Genomic DNA, 16,428 nt, shown 5'->3' on the forward strand with positions numbered 1-16,428 from the left:
ACTACGCCCAAAAAGAATGCGGGGCGCCGTGCTTGAATGGCCCCGAGGAGCTCAAATTTCGGGGACGCTGGATAACCTCAAAAATCCAGCTTCCCGGTCGTGACCATGCCGGTCATGTGACCCCTGCGAGAGGGCGGCACCATGACCAGCGACCGCTAGGAAAAGGCCACGCCCACGGGAACCACGGGGGCACCGCATGACCAAAGGGAGCGCGAAGATTCCGAAGGTGAATGGTAATGGCCTCCCTGGTTTACTTCAAAAAGTATCCGAGCAGTCGGGTGTGATTTCCTATTCATTCGGTGAGGATCCGGCAGAAATGACACGCCGACTCGCCATGGACACCGAAACTCGAACTTCGAAACCCGATGACGGCCAAGTCGACTACGTATACCTCCAAGCTTCCCGAAAGATTAACTCCGTATTTGCGGAAAGGGGTCAATGGCCCGAGCGCGGCATGAGCGCCAGCTGATCAACTCCTCTCCGTAGCCTGCGCCGGGACGGCGAGAGCTGTGGCAGGGACAGCTCTCGGGACGGGTTCAGCTCGCCTTCGGCGCAGCGATGTTCCGCAGAAGCCCGATGCCGAGTTCGTCGGTCTGTTCGGCGTTGCCCGAGAGGCGGTGGATCAGGACCCAGGTGCCGTCCGGGAGGGCGCCGGTGAAGACGGAGGCGTCGCGGGTGGCGCCGTTGTGCCAGCGCAGGGGGCCCGCGGTCTGCCAGAACGGTGTGGGCTCGCCCAGTTCCTGCTCGACGAGCAGGGCCACGGTGAGGCGGGCGGCGGCGCGAGGGGTGGCCCACAGGCCGCCCGCGGGCAGGATGGCGCCGTTCATGGTCCAGGGGCGGACCGGGCGGCCGAACAGCCCGGGTCGGAGCAGCCGCCGCTCCGGTGGCGGGTCGGCCGATATCTCCGTAATGCCTAGCGGGGCCAGTACGTGGCGCTCCAGGAGATCCCTGTACGAGGTGCCCGTTGCCGAGACGAGAGCGGCGCCCAAGAGGGCGTAGCCGAGATTCGAGTACTCCTCGGTGTGCCCCGGGGCGGTGGTGGGCAGCGTGTCGAGCCGGCGTACGAGGGTGTCCAGGGCCTGGGCGCCGAAGGGGGCGTACGGGTCGCGTCGGTGCAGGTGCGGTGGCAGGCGGGGCAGGCCCGAGGTGTGGGCCGCGAGGTGGCGCAGGGTGATGCCTGTGCCGGGCGGTGCGGGGAGGAACTGCTCTATGGGATCGTCGAGTTGGAGCTCACCAACCTCGGCGAGGCGCGTCAGCACGGTGGCAGTGAGGGGCTTGGTCAGCGAGCCGATCTGGACGTACCGATCGAGATCGTGGCCGTCCACGGCCTGGGGGGCGTCGGCGCTGCTGAGTATGCAGGTGGGAACGGGGCGCATGCGGGGAGGCTTTCAGGTTTGGGTGCGTGGAAGCGAGCAGGCCGGTGTGCCGGCGGGCATCCGGTGGCGATTTCGAGCGACCCATCGGTAGATCCCGTGAGCAGCCAGGCTGAGGGGAGGGAGCCGCACCAGGAATGTCGCAACTCGGTATCGCCGCTGCGGGGAAGAGCCGAGAAAACGGGCCAGCGCTGTCGCACCGCCGCAGCGGACGGACGTTCCCGCGAACAGGATCACCTCGTGGTCCAAGCGCTCAAGGTGAGGTTGCGTCAGCTGCGAGGGGAGGCTCTGCCACGGTGCGGCTGGAATTGCGGGCTTGGCTCGGCGGCGGATCTGGTCGATGGCGGTTTGGCAGAATCCGCAGTCGCCGTCGAAGGCCAACAGCACGTCCGGTCGGGTGGCGCCGCTTGCAGGGGCAGCATCTGTTGCTGACATCTCTCTCCTTGTTTCCAGGGGTTGGATGGCGGTACTGCTGCACGGGCGCTTGCCTTGTCGTCGAGGGGCGGCAGCGGCGCGAGATGGCACCTCCAGGTATCGGCGTGCATCAGGTGCGCGTCAAGCCAGGCCCAGCCAGCCTTCCAGCGTGGCCTCGCGGGTTCGGGACCGCAGGATTTCGCCAGGCGAGACCTCGTTCCACCAGTGTGTTAGGGCGGCGGGTGAGGATTCGCGGCGCACGAAGCGGGCGAGCAGCCCTAGCGAAAGATCGACCTCTCGCTGGCTGTAAGCGACCGCTGCACCTGAGAGCACTCGCGTCTCGCTACGGTCACCCTCCTTGGTAATGAGGGTGACGGTCATCTCCGCCGGGCTGCTTGGAGTCCATGCGTCGAGGGCCGCGGCCGCCACGGACAGTGCGTGGGTTGCCCACCGTGTGACCGTGGACCGGACCGGTGCGTCGGCTACCTGGAGATCCATCACGGCCGCCCAAGGCCATTCTTGCGGCGCCTCTCCAGTGATCAGCACCCCCATCGGGAAGAGGAGTACGCCCGCCCTCCCTGGCATGGGCGGCGTGCCCAGGTATACCCCTTCCCCGTTGATCCAGAAGAGGCCGACCATGCTGCCGGCCCTGTGATCCGCAGCAGGGGACGGTGATGATTGCAAAATGTCAGCTCCTTCTTTACTGGCTGAGGCGCGGTGCACCCTGCCGAAGCACCGAACATAGACGCGCGTTGTCCTAGTGCCACCGCATTCGCGCCATGCCGCAGGATCAAGCCGCCTTCTCCGGGGCCAGGTCCGAGACTGGGCGCTCCCCCTCGGAAACTGCCCGGGCCCCGGCGGTCCGCGAGCGGGCTCTGTCAACCAGGCGGCTGCTGATGACGACGGCCTGGTCGAGGCCTCGGCTCAGGAACACGAGGTCGCATGCCACCATCGTCAGGGCGAATCCGGTCAACCCCATCAGTAGGGCGATCCCTAGATGGAAGCCGATCGACATGACCGCCGCCCACGGCCGCAGGGCCGGCACCAGGATCCCCAGGGGGAAGTAGACCAGGAAGAACACCGTCAGATAGGTCCCGAAGAACACCAGGAGGTCGTTCTCGTAGACCAGATGAGACAGGGCGGGGGACGAGAATTCGGGCACCCTGAGCACATAGAACAGGGCGGTGCCGTCCTGCCACATCTGCCCCTGGACCTTGTAGAGGCCGCTGACCATGTACACGAGGCACATCTGCCCGGCGATCGCGAGGACGCCGAGATTGTGCAGCGGACTCGCCAGCGCGCGCAGCTGGCCCGGAACCCGCTCCGCGATCTTTCGTGACAAGCCGCTGGTGAGCGAGAAACGGTCGTAGCAGCGGGTCAGCAGGAGCATCGGGATGACGAGATACGCCAGGTTGTCTCCCCCGTCCAGCAGGACGGGCTGGCGCTCGTAGATCGACCACAGGAACACCCAGTGGACGGCCAGGCCCACCCGGCCGCCGATGCCCATAGTTACCAGGAGCGCGGCGAGCATTCCCAGGTGGAAGACCGCCTGGAACCACAGCCCCGAGGTACTGACCGCATACAGGCTGAATGATCCATTCTCATGGATCTGGTCAACGAATTCCTGCCATGGAAGAGCGCCGTGCGGGCCGAAGAGATATGACCGGTCGCTGTATTGACTGGCGTAGAACATGAGGCCGACGAATCCGAGGAGGGCCCGAGTCCCGGACACTCCGACCGAGCTGATCGGGACAGTACTCCACTTGTCGATCGCCGAGGTTATCTTTTTCATTTCAGATCACCCGCCGCCCGCCATGCAAGATTCTGGAAATTATGCTTTCCGGCGGCGGAAGCGTCCTTGCGTTGGGACCATGACGGCAGTTCATTCACATAGACACGCACCTGAACGCCGGCCAGATCACCCCGGCACACACCAGACAGCTGCCGCATGGAGTACCTCGCCAGGAACTTCTCCCCCTGTTCCTGCGATGTTTTTTCGTGCGGCAGCAGGGGGATCTGGGGCTTCTTCTTCTCCTTCTCGGTGTTCCGTAGTCGCTCCAGGATCGGGTCGCTCACGTCCATCTGTGTGATCGTCCCGCTAACGAGCCGGTTCATCCGCGAGGGGAAGAAGCGGTCGCCCTGCTCCTGCTTCACATACCGGCGTGTGACGTCGTAGAAGTCGGTCACGCGGCCGTCATTGCAGCGGGCCCGTGCCAGGATGCCCCGGTCGTCCGAGACCGGGTTCGGCGCGAACAGCATCCAGTTCTGGGCCAGGTAGGGCTGGGTCACCGAGTTGATCTCGTCGTAGTGGCGCAGTTTGACCGGGTTGAGCGGCATCTGAGTAAGGGAAGAGACCATGAAATAAGCGCCCAGGAGGGCAGCGCCGACAAGCAGCGCTGCCCTCCGGACCACGGTGTGCTCCGTCACTTGTCGAAGACCGTGTCAATCGTGTTCACGCTGCCAAGGTCCTTGTTGGGCTGGCTGTGGGTCCCGAAGAAGTCGTTGGCGACCGAGCCGACCGCACCGGCCACCGACGGGCAGGCGGCCTTTGCGTGGACGGCGACCTTGCCGAGTACGCTGCCGATCGCCTGCGGCTGTGCCTCCGGGTCCTGTGTAGCCGCCACCTGCGTGCTCTCGGCGCGCGGCGGCGTCGAGGCGGCCTGCGCCGAACCCTGCATGCTCAGCACAAGAGCAGCCCCGCCCAGGACGATTCCCCCAGCCGCCAAAATCTTCCTCTTCATGTGTCTCTCCTTCTCTACCCGGAATTCCGTCCGGGTGTATCTCGATTTGCTTCCGATAGGCAGAACAAAGGGAATGAGGCATTCGACTGAGAGTGCCAGGTGGCACGCTTCAGCCTCGTAAGAAGTGCCAAGACCCCCGTTCCATTCGCGGGGAAGCAGGAGGTGCGTGGTCAATGCCCCCCACCGGTCTTTTATGTGCGGCCGGTTGTGCCCCGTCGAATTCGAGATGACGCTTTCACGCGACGAGATCAAAAGTCCACCCCCAGTGGATCTTCTGCTCCGGGCTTGAAGTCGACAGTTGCCAGACTCTCGGGCGCCCGGGCGTATCGAATAAAATCGAACAGCAAAACATATCAAAAATGGACATTGGTGGCCGTTTGGAGAACGGAGAATCTGGTTCCGCTCGGCGGAGTCGTGCACTCCGCCACTGCCTACTCATGTTTGACGCCAGCGTTTTGCGTCAGGGTTTTTGTTTCACGATGAAATGAGATGGCAAGAGATGGCTAAAAAGGGGGTGCGCCCTTGTGACTGCCGTCACTTTGTGCTGGCTCGCGATGGCGGTGGGCTGACCGCCCAGGAACGGGTCCGGCGTGAGCAAGTCCGGCTCGGCGGCTGCTGATGAGATCCAGGCCAGAGTCGGTGACAGGGGGCAGCCGTTTCAGGGTGACTCGGAGGCCGGCTATCCATCGGCGCCGGGTCTGGGACACCGGCGGTCGGCGAGTCCTGGCGGGCTCGGGTGTCTGGCTGCGCTTAGAGGGCGACGCCAGCCTGGACCCGGGGGCGATCGTGGCGGACGCGGTGCTGCAGCGGCCGGTGTACTTCCTGGTGGCAAAACCACCTCACCGGAAGCCGACTGGATCCAGCGAGTCACCGGCGTGCCCGGGGCTTAACTCCTCCTCGTGTAGTCGAGGAACTCTCCCGTGCCCACCGTCTGGCGGTGCAGTCGGCCGTCCGGCATCAGGGATACCGTGCTCGGCTTGCCCGGGTTGCAGGCGCCCGTTGAGCCCGGGGCCACCTCGGACGGGCCTATCTGGAGCAGGGTGTCCGTCGAGGCGGGGGGTTCGGTGAGGCGGGCCTCGAAGATGCAGTGGTAGCCCTCGCCGTCGGCCGTCAGGGTGAGGACCTCGTCGCCCACCCGGCCCGCCCGGATCACCAAGTGGCGTGCGTTGTCACCCGAGTTGCTCGGGATCACGGCCGACCAGCTGCCTATGTACGACTGCGGTACGCCGTCGACGGGGGCCGGGGACGTCGTCGTGCCCGTGCCGTCGGGGCTCGCGTCCCCCGAGTGCGTTGAACTCACGGACGGGGAAGGGGAGTTGGTGGTCACCGGCTTGTCCCTCTGCCCGCCGTCGCTCATGAACGCGTACACCGAACCGCCCGCGCCCACCGCCACCACAAGGGCCACCGCTATCAGCGCCGCCGTCGACTTGGCGTTGCGCGTCGGTGGGGGCTCCGGTGCGGGGGAGTGGTACGGGTTGAAGGGCGGGGGCGGGGGTGGGGGCTGGTACGAGGGCGGGGGCCTGAGGCCGGTCGGCGCCGCGTGCGTATGCGGTGCGGGCTCGCTCCCGGGGTCCTCGATGTCCAGCAACCGCACTGCGTGGCTGCCCAGTTGGGCCACCAGCGGCGCGGGCAGCCACGGGTCCGTCGCGTCCTCCGGGACGCGTTCCAGGATGCGGTCCAGGGTGGGGCGGGCCGACGGGTCCTTGTGCAGGCAGTCGCCGATCAGCTCCTGGAGGGACTCGGGGACGCCGTCGAGGTCCGGCGGCTCCTGCGCGATGCGGAACATCAGCGCGTGCACCCCGCTCGCCGCCTCCCCGAACGGCAGCCTGCCGCTCGCCGCGTACGACAGGACCGAGCCGAGGCAGAACACGTCGCAGGCCGGGGTGATCCGGTCGCCGCGGACCTGCTCGGGGGCCATGAAGCCGGGGGAGCCGACCAGCGCGCCGGTCCTGGTCAGCCCGGCGTCGGTGCCGGTCTCCAGGGCGCGGGCGATGCCGAAGTCGATGACTCGGGGGCCGTCGATGGTGATCAGGACGTTGGAGGGTTTGAGGTCGCGGTGGACGAGGCCGGCCTCGTGGATGTCCTTCAGGGCGTGGGCGAGGCCGCGCGCCAGGACCCGTACGGAATGCTCCGGCAGCGGGCCGTGCGGGCCCGCCACCACGGACTGGAGGGAGGGGCCCGCCACGTAACCGGTCGCGACCCACGGCACCGGGGCCTCGGTGTCCGCGTCGAGTACGGGTGCGGTCCACTCGCCGCCGACCCTGCGCGCCGCGATGACTTCCTGGCGGAACCGGCCCCGGAACTCGTCCTGCTCGGCGAGGTCGGGGCGCACCAGCTTCACCGCGACCGTACGTCCCCGGTCCGAGCGCGCGAGGTAGACCTGGCCCATGCCGCCGGACCCGAGCCGGGCCAGGAGCCGGTAGCCGCCTATTCGTTCCGGATCGCCCGGCTCAAGATGTTGAGTGCTGCCCATGTCGGACGCGCCTCCCCTGCTCACACCGCCCCTACGGGCTGAGAATAGTGCGGGGGCCCTCCGGGGGTGGGGTCGGGTTGCGTAGTTCCCCGCGCTCCTTGAAACCCCGCCTTCGGCCGCGGGCCGTGCGTGGTTGCTCGCTCCCCCAAGGCCTTAAGGGCCAGGGGGGACCCCCATCGCGGCGGAGCCGCATATGTCACAGCCCCGCGCCCCTTAAGCCCGTCTTCGGCCGGGAGCCCGCCTCACGGTTTCAGTACGCCGTGACCCGGTCGGGTTCCGGGGCGTGGTGCAGGTCGGTGTTCGTGGTGGCGCGCGGGCGGACCGGCCACCAGATGGCTCGGCCCAGGAGTGCGGCCAGGGCCGGGACCAGTACCAGCGACAGGACCAGCGCGGAGAGCATGATGCCCAGCGCCATCGCGAAGGCGACCTGCTCGCTGCCCGGGGTCGTGGCGAGGCTCGCGAACGAGCCGGCGAGCACCAGGCCGGCCGTGGCGATGGCCGGTGCCGTGTGCCGTACGGCGCGGGCCACCGCGGCGCGGGCCGGGCCCGGGCGGCGCATCTCCTCCCGGATCCGGTCGGTGATCAGGATGTTGTAGTCGGTGCCGAGCGCCACGACGAACAGGAACAGGACCAGGGGGAGCGTGAAGCTGACGCCCGGTTTTCCGAGGGCGTGCTGGAACAGCAGGGTCGCCGCGCCGAGGGTGGCGGCGAAGCCGAGACCGACGGAGACCATCAGGATCACCGGGGCGAGCAGGCTGCGCAGGAGCAGCAGCAGGATCAGCCCGATCAGCGCGGCCGCGACGGGGAAGACGACCCTGAGGTCGTGGTCGACGGCGGTCGAGATGTCGGCGATGATCGCGGGCGTTCCGCCGACGTGGGCCGTCGTCCCGGCGGGCGTGTACCGGGCGACCGCGTCCCGGACCGGCCCGGAGGCCAGGTCGCGGGCCTCGCGGCTCTGCGGGTCTGCGGTCGGGTAGAGGTCGATGCGGGCGGCCCGGTGGTCCTTGTTCAGTACGGTCGGCGCGACCTGGCCCACGCCCTTGACCCGGGTGAGCGCCTGGGCGAGGCCGTCGAGGCGGGTGGTAGTGAGGGGGCCGCCGTCCTTGGCGGTGACGTACACGCTGGTCGGGTCCGAGACGCCGGCCGGCAGCGCGCGGGAGATCTCGGCGGCGGTGGCCGCGGCCGGGGTCTTCTCGCCCGAGCCGCCCTGGCCGTAGTCCATGCGGATGCCGATCAGGCCGGTGGCCAGCGCGCCGAGCAGGGCGACGGAGGCGGTCAGCATCAGCAGCGGGCGCCGCGTGACCAGCGCGCCCAGGCGGGCGGCCCGGCCCTCGCGCGGCTCGCGGCGCAGCGCCCGGGACGGCCAGAACATCTTGCGTCCGGCGGCCGCGAGCAGCGCCGGCATCAGGGTGAGGCTGCCGAACAGCATCACCAGGACCGCCACGGCGATCGCCGGGCCAAGGGAGCGGAACTGCCCGAAGGTCGCGACGCCCAGGGTGGCGAACGCGGCCACGATCGTCAGCGCCGCCGAGGTGATCGCGGTGCCCACCCGGGCGCATACCTGCGCGGCCGCCTCGCGCGCCAACTGCTGTGGCTGGGACCGGAGTTGCTCGCGGAAGCGGAACAGCAGGAACAGCAGGTAGTCGATACCGATGCCGAGTAGGACCACGTTGATCAGGCTCGGGGTGCTCGCGTCGAGCTTGAGCCCGGTGAGCATCGCGGCCACCCCGACGGCGCCCGCCGCCGCGCCGCCGATGACCGCGACCGCGAGCAGCGGCAGGATCGCCGCCAGCACGCTGCGGAACACCAGCACGTTCAGCAGGACGATGAGCCCCGTCAGGAGAGCGCCCCCGATCGTCGTGGCGGTCTTGTTGGCATCGGTGGTGTCCACGGTGTCGGCGAGCGCTCCGGTGAAGCCCGTACGCATTCCCGCCTCGGCGAACTGTGTCCGGGCGGCGTCCCGGAAGGCCCGGTAGACACCCTGTACGCCGGTGTCCGAGGGATTTCCGGTCAGCTCGACGGAGAGCAGCTCGAAGCTCCGGTCGGGCGCGGTCATCGCCGGGGCGATGCGGGGTGTCTGCGAGCGGTCCGGGACCAGGAACTTCGGCGCGTCGTCCTCCCTCGGCATGACGACCCGCCGCCCGCCGAGCTTGGCAGCCTCGGCCTCGACGCGCTTCTGGTCGGCGGCGCCGAGGGCCTTGCCGTCCGAGCGGGCGACCAACACGGTCACCGTGGTGGCATCGGGATCCACCCCGAACTGCTCCTCCGCTATGCGCAGGGCGGCGGCGGAGTCGTAGCTGCGGGGCAGGAAGTTGCCGGTCTGGTTCTGGGTGACACGGGCGAACAGGGTCGGGGCGAGGGCGGTCAGGGCGAGCCCGAGGACGGCCCAGAGGGCGATGACCTTCCAGGGGTGTTTGGTGGAGTATCCGGTCAGGGCGCGGATCACGAGGTCCTCCGGCGGACGGGCTAGGGGTGTCCCATGACCCATCGGGCACCCCCTAGGAACGAAGTACGTCGACCGGGTGCTCCCGGCCGCTCTCCAGCCCATCAGGGGGCGGGGCCGGTCGGCGTCCTGGTTGCGGATGATCCGGGCGGGGGCCCTGGGTCCCCTGCGGGGCGGTGACCAGGACCGTGGTCCTGGGCCGGGGCGGGACCCGGCGCCGATGCCGACAGGGGGAGGGCCGTGACACGCTGGCCGGGACGGACAGAGGGGAACAGGCATGCGCGGGCTGCGACACGTGGGGCGGGGCGAGGCGCCGGGCACCGGGGCCGGTGGCGCGGGGGAGTCGCCCGATGCCCGGCCCGGCGAGACCGAGGGTGTGCCGGGCGGCGGTCCCGGCGCGGCCCGGAAACTCCCACCCCTCCGCCCCGACAACCCCGAGCCGCCCCGCACCCCCCAACCCCCCTGGACCCGCAACGACGCCCTCGTGGCCGGGGCCTCCTGTGCCATCAACCTCCTCAGCTACGTCTTCGTCAGTGACCCCGGCGGGCAGCGCGGCGTCAGCGTCGCCGGGTTCCTGCTCGTCGCGCTGGCCGCCGTGCCCCTGCTCGCCCGGCGCACCCACCCCGTCGCCACCCTCGCCGCCGTCCTCGTCCTCGACTCGGCGGCGTCCCTCGCCCTGCCGCTCTCCACCCACTTCGGGGCCGTTCTCATGGTCGCCCTGTACTCGGTCGCCCGGGCCCGCAGCGGCCGGGTCGCGGCGGGCGCGGTCTTCGTGACGGCCGCGGCGAGCCTGCTCAGCCAGAGCGGTGGGCGGTTTCCGCCCTGGCAGGAGGCCCTCTCCGCGATCCTCTCGCCGCTCATCGTCGTCGGCGCCGCCCTGGCCGTCGGCCGCTGGCAGCGCGAGGTGGACGCCAATCGCCGGCTCCTCGCCGACCGCGCCGTGGCCGACGAACGCCGCCGCATCGCACGGGAGTTGCACGACATCGTGGCCCACCACATCACCACCATGCAGCTCATGGCCGGCGGCGCCCGCGCCAACCTCGCCCGCCCCGAGGTGGCCCGGGACGCCCTGGTCACCATGGAGGCCTCCGGGCGGCTCGCGCTCGGTGAGATGCGCCAGCTCCTCGACGTACTGCGGGCCGGAGACGAGCCGGAATCCGCGCCGGCCCAGCCGCAGCCCGGCGCCGACGACCTCGACCGTCTGGTCGACGAGGCCCAACTCGGCGGACTGTCGGCCGAGTTCAGTGTCCACGGGCCGCCGCGCCCGCTGCCGCCGACCGTCGGTCTCACGGTCTTCCGGGTCGTCCAGGAGGCCCTCACCAACGCCCGCAAGCACGCCGGGTCCGCCCACGCCTCCGTACGGCTGACGTACCGTCAACAGCACGTAACCGTCGAGGTGTTGGACGACGGCGGGGGTGCGTCACCCCCGCATCCCGGCTCCGGCGGGTACGGGCTCATCGGCATGCGCGAGCGCGTCGCCCTGCACGGCGGCACCCTCACCGCCGGGCCCCGGGCCGACGGCGGGTTCGCCGTGCTGGCCGAGCTGCCCCTCCCCCCGGACGAGGCGGCCGTCGAGCGAGAAGCCGAGCAAGAAGGAGTACGCCCATGACCGAGGCTCCGATCAGGGTGCTCATCGCCGACGACCAGCCACTCGTGCGGCGTGGCCTGTCGCTGATCCTGTCTCCCGACCCGTCCTTCGAGGTGGTCGGGGAGGCCGAGAACGGCGCGCAGGCCGTCGCCCTGGCCCGCCGGCTGCGCCCCGACGTCGTCGTGATGGACATCCGGATGCCCGTACTCGACGGGGTCGCGGCGACCGGCGAGCTCGCCGCCGCCGTGCCTGGCAGCCGGGTCCTCGCGCTGAGCACCTTCGACATGGACGAGTACGTGGTGGGCGCGCTGCGCGCCGGGGCCTACGGGTTCCTGCCCAAGGACAGCTCGCCGGAGGACCTGAGCGCGGCGATCCGTACCGTCCACGCGGGCGAGGCCGCGGTCGCGCCGCGCCTGCTCACCCGGCTGATCTCCACCTTCGTCACCGCGCCCCGCGATCCGCGGCCCGCCCCGACGGGACTCGGAGAGCTCACGCCCCGCGAGGTCGAGGTGTGGCGGCTGATGGCCACCGGCCTCGACAACACCGAGATCGCCCGCGCCCTGGAGCTGAGCCCGTCCACGGTCAAGAACCACATCACGAGGATCTTCGACAAGCTCGCCGTCCGGGACCGCGCCCAGGCGGTCATCGCGGCCTACGAGTCGGGGCTCGTGACCGCCCGCGCGGCGGCCGGGGAGGGGCCCGGGTGAGGCGGAGCCCCGACACCTTGCCGAGCCTGGAAGGTCTCGGTGTACAAGATGGCCATGGCCGCTCCCACCTGCGCGTCCTTACCCTGGAAGCATGACCCCTCAAGGCATCCCCGATCCTCAGGCCGGCGCGGCAGTGAAGGCCGCCGACCGTGCGCACGTGTTCCACTCCTGGTCCGCCCAGGGCCTGATCGACCCGCTCGCCGTGGCCGGCGCGGAGGGGTCCTACTTCTGGGACTACGACGGCAACCGCTACCTCGACTTCACCAGCGGGCTCGTCTTCACCAACATCGGGTACCAGCACCCGAAGGTCGTCGCCGCGATCCAGGAGCAGGCCGCGAAGATGACGACCTTCGCGCCCGCGTTCGCCGTGGAGGCCCGCTCGGAGGCGGCCCGGCTGATCGCCGAGCGCACCCCCGGGGACCTCGACAAGATCTTCTTCACCAACGGTGGTGCGGAGGCCGTCGAGAACGCCATCCGCATGGCCCGCCTGCACACGGGCCGCCACAAGGTGATGAGCGCCTACCGCTCGTACCACGGCGGTACGAACACGGCGATCAACCTCACCGGCGACCCGCGGCGCTGGGCCTCCGACAGCGGCTCGGCGGGCGTCACCCGGTTCTGGGCGCCGTTCCTGTACCGCTCGCCCTTCCACGCCACGACCGAGGCGGAGGAGTGCGCGCGGGCCCTGAAGCACCTTGAGGAGACCATCGCCTTCGAGGGCCCGGCGACCATCGCCGCGATCATCCTGGAGTCGGTGCCCGGCACGGCCGGCATCATGACGCCGCCGCCCGGCTACCTGCCCGGCGTGCGCGAGCTCTGCGACAAGTACAAGATCGTGCTCGTCCTGGACGAGGTCATGGCCGGGTTCGGCCGGACCGGCAAGTGGTTCGCCTCCGAGCACTTCGACGTCGTACCGGACCTCATGACCTTCGCCAAGGGCGTCAACTCCGGATATGTGCCGCTGGGTGGCGTCGCCATCAGCCAGAACATCGCCGAGACCTTCGAGCACCGGCCCTTCCCCGGCGGGCTCACCTACTCCGGGCACCCGCTGGCCTGCGCCGCGGCCGTCGCCACCATCAACGTGATGGAGGAGGAGGGCGTCGTCGACCAGGCCGCCCACATCGGAGCGACCGTCCTGGAGCCGGGCCTGCGCGAGATCGCCGAACGGCACCCCTCGGTCGGCGAGGTGCGCGGCATGGGCGTGTTCTGGGCCCTGGAGCTCGTCCGCAGCAAGGAGACGCGCGAGCCGCTCGTGCCGTACAACGCGAGCGGAGCGGACAACGCGCCGATGGCCGCGTTCGGCGCCGCGTGCAAGAAGAACGGTCTGTGGCCGTTCATCAACATGAACCGCACCCACGTCGTGCCGCCCTGCAACATCACCGAGGCGGAGGCCAAGGAAGGCCTCGCCGTGCTCGACGAGGCACTGACGGTGGCTGACCAGCACACCGTGTGACGCTTCTGTCCCGATCCAGCGGCAAAAGCCCGCTCTCCTTTGTCCGGTTTCCGGGCACCCCATAGGGTGGCCCGAAGCCGGAGGAGGGGAGCGAGTCATGCCCGCTAGCGGAGCGGTCACCCGCAGCACCCTCCGACAACAGATCGCGGACGCGCTCCGTGACGAAGTGCTCGCGGGGCGTATGCAGCCCGGCGAGGAGTTCACGGTCAAGCAGATAGCCGAGCAGTACGGCGTCTCCGCCACGCCTGTGCGCGAGGCGCTCGTCGACCTCTGCGCACAGGGCCTGCTCGACTCCGACCAGCACCGCGGCTTCCGCGTACGGGTCTTCTCCGTCGAGGACTACAAGGGCATCGTCGAGGCGCGGGCCCTGGTGGTCGACGGGATATTCCGGCGGGCCGCGGTCCCCGGCTCCCTGGAGGCGTACGGACCGGCCCTCGTCTCGGTACGCCGCCGGGGCGAGGAGGCCGCGCGGGCCGCGCGCGGCGGTGACCTGAACATCCTGGTCGGCTACGACCTGCGGTTCTGGCGGGAGCTGTGCGCGCTCGCCGGCAACACCTACATCTCCGACTTCCTGCACCGGCTGCGCATGCAGAGCTGGGTGTTCGCGGTCCCGTACCTGCGCTCCCACTGCGACCTCAGCGACTGGCTGTGGACCGGGCACGGCGAGGTCGTCTCCGCGCTCGCCCGGGGCGACTTCGAAGAGGCCCGCTTGCTGATCGCCGCCTACAACGACGAATCCCTGATGTGGGCGGAGCGGCTGCCCCGGTGATCAACGAACCGGCCGGACAGGTCGAACTGAGCGTTGTCGTCCCCGCGTACAACGAGGAGCAGCGTCTCGCGCCCACCCTGGAGGCGATCCGGGACCACCTCGGCGACAGCTGCAGCTGGGAACTCATAGTCGTCGACGACGGCTCCGCGGACGAGACCGTGCGGGTGGCCCGCGAGGCCGCCGCCGTCGACCCCCGCATCAACGTCGTCGTCAGCGAGAGCAACCGCGGCAAGGGCCACGCGCTGCGGCTCGGGGTGCTCGCCTCCTACGGACGCCGCGTCCTGATCACGGACGCCGATCTGGCCACCCCCATAGAGGAGTTGGACCACCTCGCCAAGGCGATGACCGAGGGCGAGACGGCCGCCGCGATCGGCTCGCGCGCCCACCCCGAGGCTCGCATCGAGGTCCACCAGAGCCGGCTGCGCGAGGTGCTCGGCCGGATGGGCAACCGGCTCATCAGGGCCGTCGCCGTCCCCGGCATCCGCGACACCCAGTGCGGCTTCAAGCTGTTCGACGGCGAGAAGGCCCGCGCCGCGTTCTCCGACGCGCGCCTGGACGGCTGGGGCATCGACGTCGAAATACTCCAGTTCTTCCGCCGCAAGGGCTGGGCGGTGTCCGAGGTGCCGGTGCGCTGGTCGCACCAGGACGGCTCGAAGGTGGGCGCCGCGGACTACGGCAAGGTGCTGTGGGAGCTGGCCCGCCTCAAGGCGCGCGCGGTCCGCCGCGTCGACCTGGTGCTCGGCGCCCTGTATCTGCTGTCCTGCGTACTGCTCTACAAGAACCTGTGGGGCGACCTCGGGCGGAGCTACCTCACCGACTCGATGCAGGACCAGAACCAGTGGGAGTGGTTCTTCTCGGTCACCGCGGACAACGTGACCCACCTGCGCGACCCGCTGTTCACAGACGTCCAGAACTTCCCCGACGGCGTGAACCTCATGGGCAACACCCCGATGCTGGGCCTGTCCGTGCCGTTCACCCCGATCACGCTCGCCTTCGGGCCGACCGTCACCTGGGCGCTCATCCTCACCCTGGGGATATCCGCGACCGCGTACGCCTGGTACTGGCTCTTCGCGCGCCGGGTGACCGGGAACCGGTGGGCGGCCGGGCTCGGCGGGGCGCTCGCGGCCTTCGCGCCGCCGATGATCTCGCACGCCAACGCGCACCCGAACTTCTGCGTCCTGTTCATGATCCCGGTGATCATCGACCGCGCGCTGCGGCTGTGCGAGGGCCGGGACGTGCGCCGCGACGGGCTGATCCTGGGCCTGTTCACGGCGTACCAGATCTTCCTCGGCGAGGAGGTGCTGCTGCTCGCCTCGCTGGGCATGGCCCTGTTCGCGCTGTCGTACGCGCTGGCCCGGCGCGATGTCGCGCGTGCGGCCGTGCGACCGCTGGCCAAGGGGCTCGGGTACGCGCTCGGGGTGTGCCTGGTGCTCATCGCGTACCCGCTCTACCGGCAGTTCGCGGGGGCGCAGAGCTATCACAGCGTGCTGCACGGCGACAACGCGGGCAATTCGCCGCTCGCGCTGATCGAGTTCGCGGGGCGCTCGCTGATGGGCGACGACGCGACCGCCGACAAGCTGGCCCTCAACCGCACCGAACAGAACGCGTTCTACGGCTGGCCGCTGGTGGCCCTCGCCTTCGCGCTCGTCGTACGCCTGTGGCGGCGGCCCGAGGTCAAGGCGCTGGCGTTCACGGGTGTGGCGGCCGCGGTCCTCTCGCTCGGCCAGAAGATCCGCGTCCCGTACACGGACGTGGTCCTCCCGGGCCCCTGGAAGCTCCTCGCGCACAAGCCGCTCTTCGAGTCGGTGATCGAGGGCCGGGTCGCGATGATCTGCGCGCCGGTGCTCGGCGCGCTGGTCGCGCTCGGCGCGGGACGCCTCGCGCTCAGCCGGGTCCGGGCGACGCGGGCGGCCGGCTTCACGGCGATCGCGCTGGCCCTGCTCCCGATCGTCCCGACGTCGTTCCCGACCGACGCGCGCCCCGAGGTGCCCGAGTTCATCGCGTCGGGCATGTGGAAGAAGTACGTGAAGCCGGGGGAGTCCCTGGTCCCGGTGCCGCTCCCCGACCCCGGCTCGGCGGAGGCCCTGCACTGGCAGTCGTCGACGGGCCTCGGCTTCTCCGTGCCCGGCGGCTACTTCAACGGCCCCTGGGGCCCGGACCGCATCGGCATCTACGGGGCCTCCCCGCGCTGGACGTCGAACCTGTTCGGCGACATCCGCGCCGGCAAGCCCATCCCGGACATCGGCACGGACTGGCAGAACCAGGCCCGCGCGGACCTCGCGTACTGGCACGCGGGCGTCCTCGTCCTCGCCCCCCAGCCGCAGGCGCCCGAGCTGTACGAGACGGTGACCCGGCTGCTCGGCCGCGAGGGCACGAAGGTGGGCGGGGTGTGGATCTGGGACGTGTCGTCGGTCCGGTGACACGTTCCGCATCCGGGGCGTGCTCAAGTGCGAGCATCCGAGTAACG

The 16,428-nt window shown here is 69.9% G+C and carries 13 protein-coding genes; 5 read left to right on the forward strand and 8 right to left on the reverse strand.

What is annotated here, in order from left to right:
• Positions 1-536: 536 nt before the first annotated feature.
• The 8 genes from OHA17_RS21725 to OHA17_RS21760 all read right to left on the reverse strand — a co-directional run bounded on the left by OHA17_RS21725 (position 537) and on the right by OHA17_RS21760 (position 9,447).
• Positions 537-1,376, reverse strand: coding sequence for a serine hydrolase domain-containing protein (locus OHA17_RS21725; RefSeq protein WP_406507974.1), 840 nt, complete (start codon positions 1,374-1,376; stop codon positions 537-539).
• Between the two features lie 12 nt (positions 1,377-1,388).
• Complete coding sequence (locus OHA17_RS21730; protein ID WP_406507975.1) at positions 1,389-1,808, reverse strand: thiol-disulfide oxidoreductase DCC family protein; 420 nt, start codon at positions 1,806-1,808, stop codon at positions 1,389-1,391.
• Positions 1,809-1,928: 120 nt separating this feature from the next.
• Positions 1,929-2,168 carry a hypothetical protein gene (locus OHA17_RS21735; protein WP_406507976.1) on the reverse strand — a complete coding sequence of 80 codons (240 nt, stop codon included), beginning with the start codon at positions 2,166-2,168 and terminating at the stop codon, positions 1,929-1,931.
• A 409-nt stretch (positions 2,169-2,577) separates the two neighbouring features.
• A complete protein-coding gene (locus tag OHA17_RS21740) occupies positions 2,578-3,579 on the reverse strand; it encodes an HTTM domain-containing protein (protein WP_406507977.1) in 1,002 nt (333 codons plus the stop codon).
• On the reverse strand, positions 3,576-4,214 hold the full coding sequence (locus OHA17_RS21745) for a DUF5819 family protein (RefSeq protein ID WP_406507978.1): 639 nt from the start codon (positions 4,212-4,214) through the stop codon (positions 3,576-3,578). Before OHA17_RS21745 ends, OHA17_RS21740 begins: the two co-directional genes overlap by 4 nt.
• A complete protein-coding gene (locus OHA17_RS21750) occupies positions 4,211-4,528 on the reverse strand; it encodes a hypothetical protein (protein WP_406507979.1) in 318 nt (105 codons plus the stop codon). Before OHA17_RS21750 ends, OHA17_RS21745 begins: the two co-directional genes overlap by 4 nt.
• A gap of 886 nt (positions 4,529-5,414) precedes the next feature.
• A complete protein-coding gene (locus OHA17_RS21755) occupies positions 5,415-7,001 on the reverse strand; it encodes a protein kinase domain-containing protein (protein ID WP_406507980.1) in 1,587 nt (528 codons plus the stop codon).
• A 250-nt stretch (positions 7,002-7,251) separates the two neighbouring features.
• Positions 7,252-9,447, reverse strand: coding sequence for an MMPL family transporter (locus OHA17_RS21760; protein ID WP_406507981.1), 2,196 nt, complete (start codon positions 9,445-9,447; stop codon positions 7,252-7,254).
• Positions 9,448-9,721: 274 nt separating this feature from the next.
• On the opposite strand from OHA17_RS21760, the gene OHA17_RS21765 reads away from it, so the two are divergent.
• The 5 genes from OHA17_RS21765 (at position 9,722) to OHA17_RS21785 (ending at position 16,381) form a co-directional block, all read left to right on the forward strand.
• Positions 9,722-11,053, forward strand: coding sequence for a histidine kinase (locus OHA17_RS21765; protein WP_406507982.1), 1,332 nt, complete (start codon positions 9,722-9,724; stop codon positions 11,051-11,053).
• Positions 11,050-11,739, forward strand: a complete 690-nt coding sequence (locus OHA17_RS21770) for a response regulator (RefSeq protein ID WP_406507983.1) — start codon at positions 11,050-11,052, stop codon at positions 11,737-11,739. Before OHA17_RS21765 ends, OHA17_RS21770 begins: the two co-directional genes overlap by 4 nt.
• Before the next feature lie 91 nt (positions 11,740-11,830).
• The gene (locus OHA17_RS21775; protein WP_406507984.1) at positions 11,831-13,192 is read left to right on the forward strand and encodes an aspartate aminotransferase family protein; all 1,362 of its coding nucleotides are present in this window, start codon (positions 11,831-11,833) and stop codon (positions 13,190-13,192) included.
• A gap of 97 nt (positions 13,193-13,289) precedes the next feature.
• Positions 13,290-13,961, forward strand: a complete 672-nt coding sequence (locus tag OHA17_RS21780) for a GntR family transcriptional regulator (protein WP_053730110.1) — start codon at positions 13,290-13,292, stop codon at positions 13,959-13,961.
• The gene (locus OHA17_RS21785; protein WP_406507985.1) at positions 13,958-16,381 is read left to right on the forward strand and encodes a dolichyl-phosphate beta-glucosyltransferase; all 2,424 of its coding nucleotides are present in this window, start codon (positions 13,958-13,960) and stop codon (positions 16,379-16,381) included. Before OHA17_RS21780 ends, OHA17_RS21785 begins: the two co-directional genes overlap by 4 nt.
• Positions 16,382-16,428: the final 47 nt, after the last annotated feature.

The organism is Streptomyces sp. NBC_00212 (genome assembly GCF_045206365.1).
Lineage (GTDB): Bacteria > Actinomycetota > Actinomycetes > Streptomycetales > Streptomycetaceae > Streptomyces.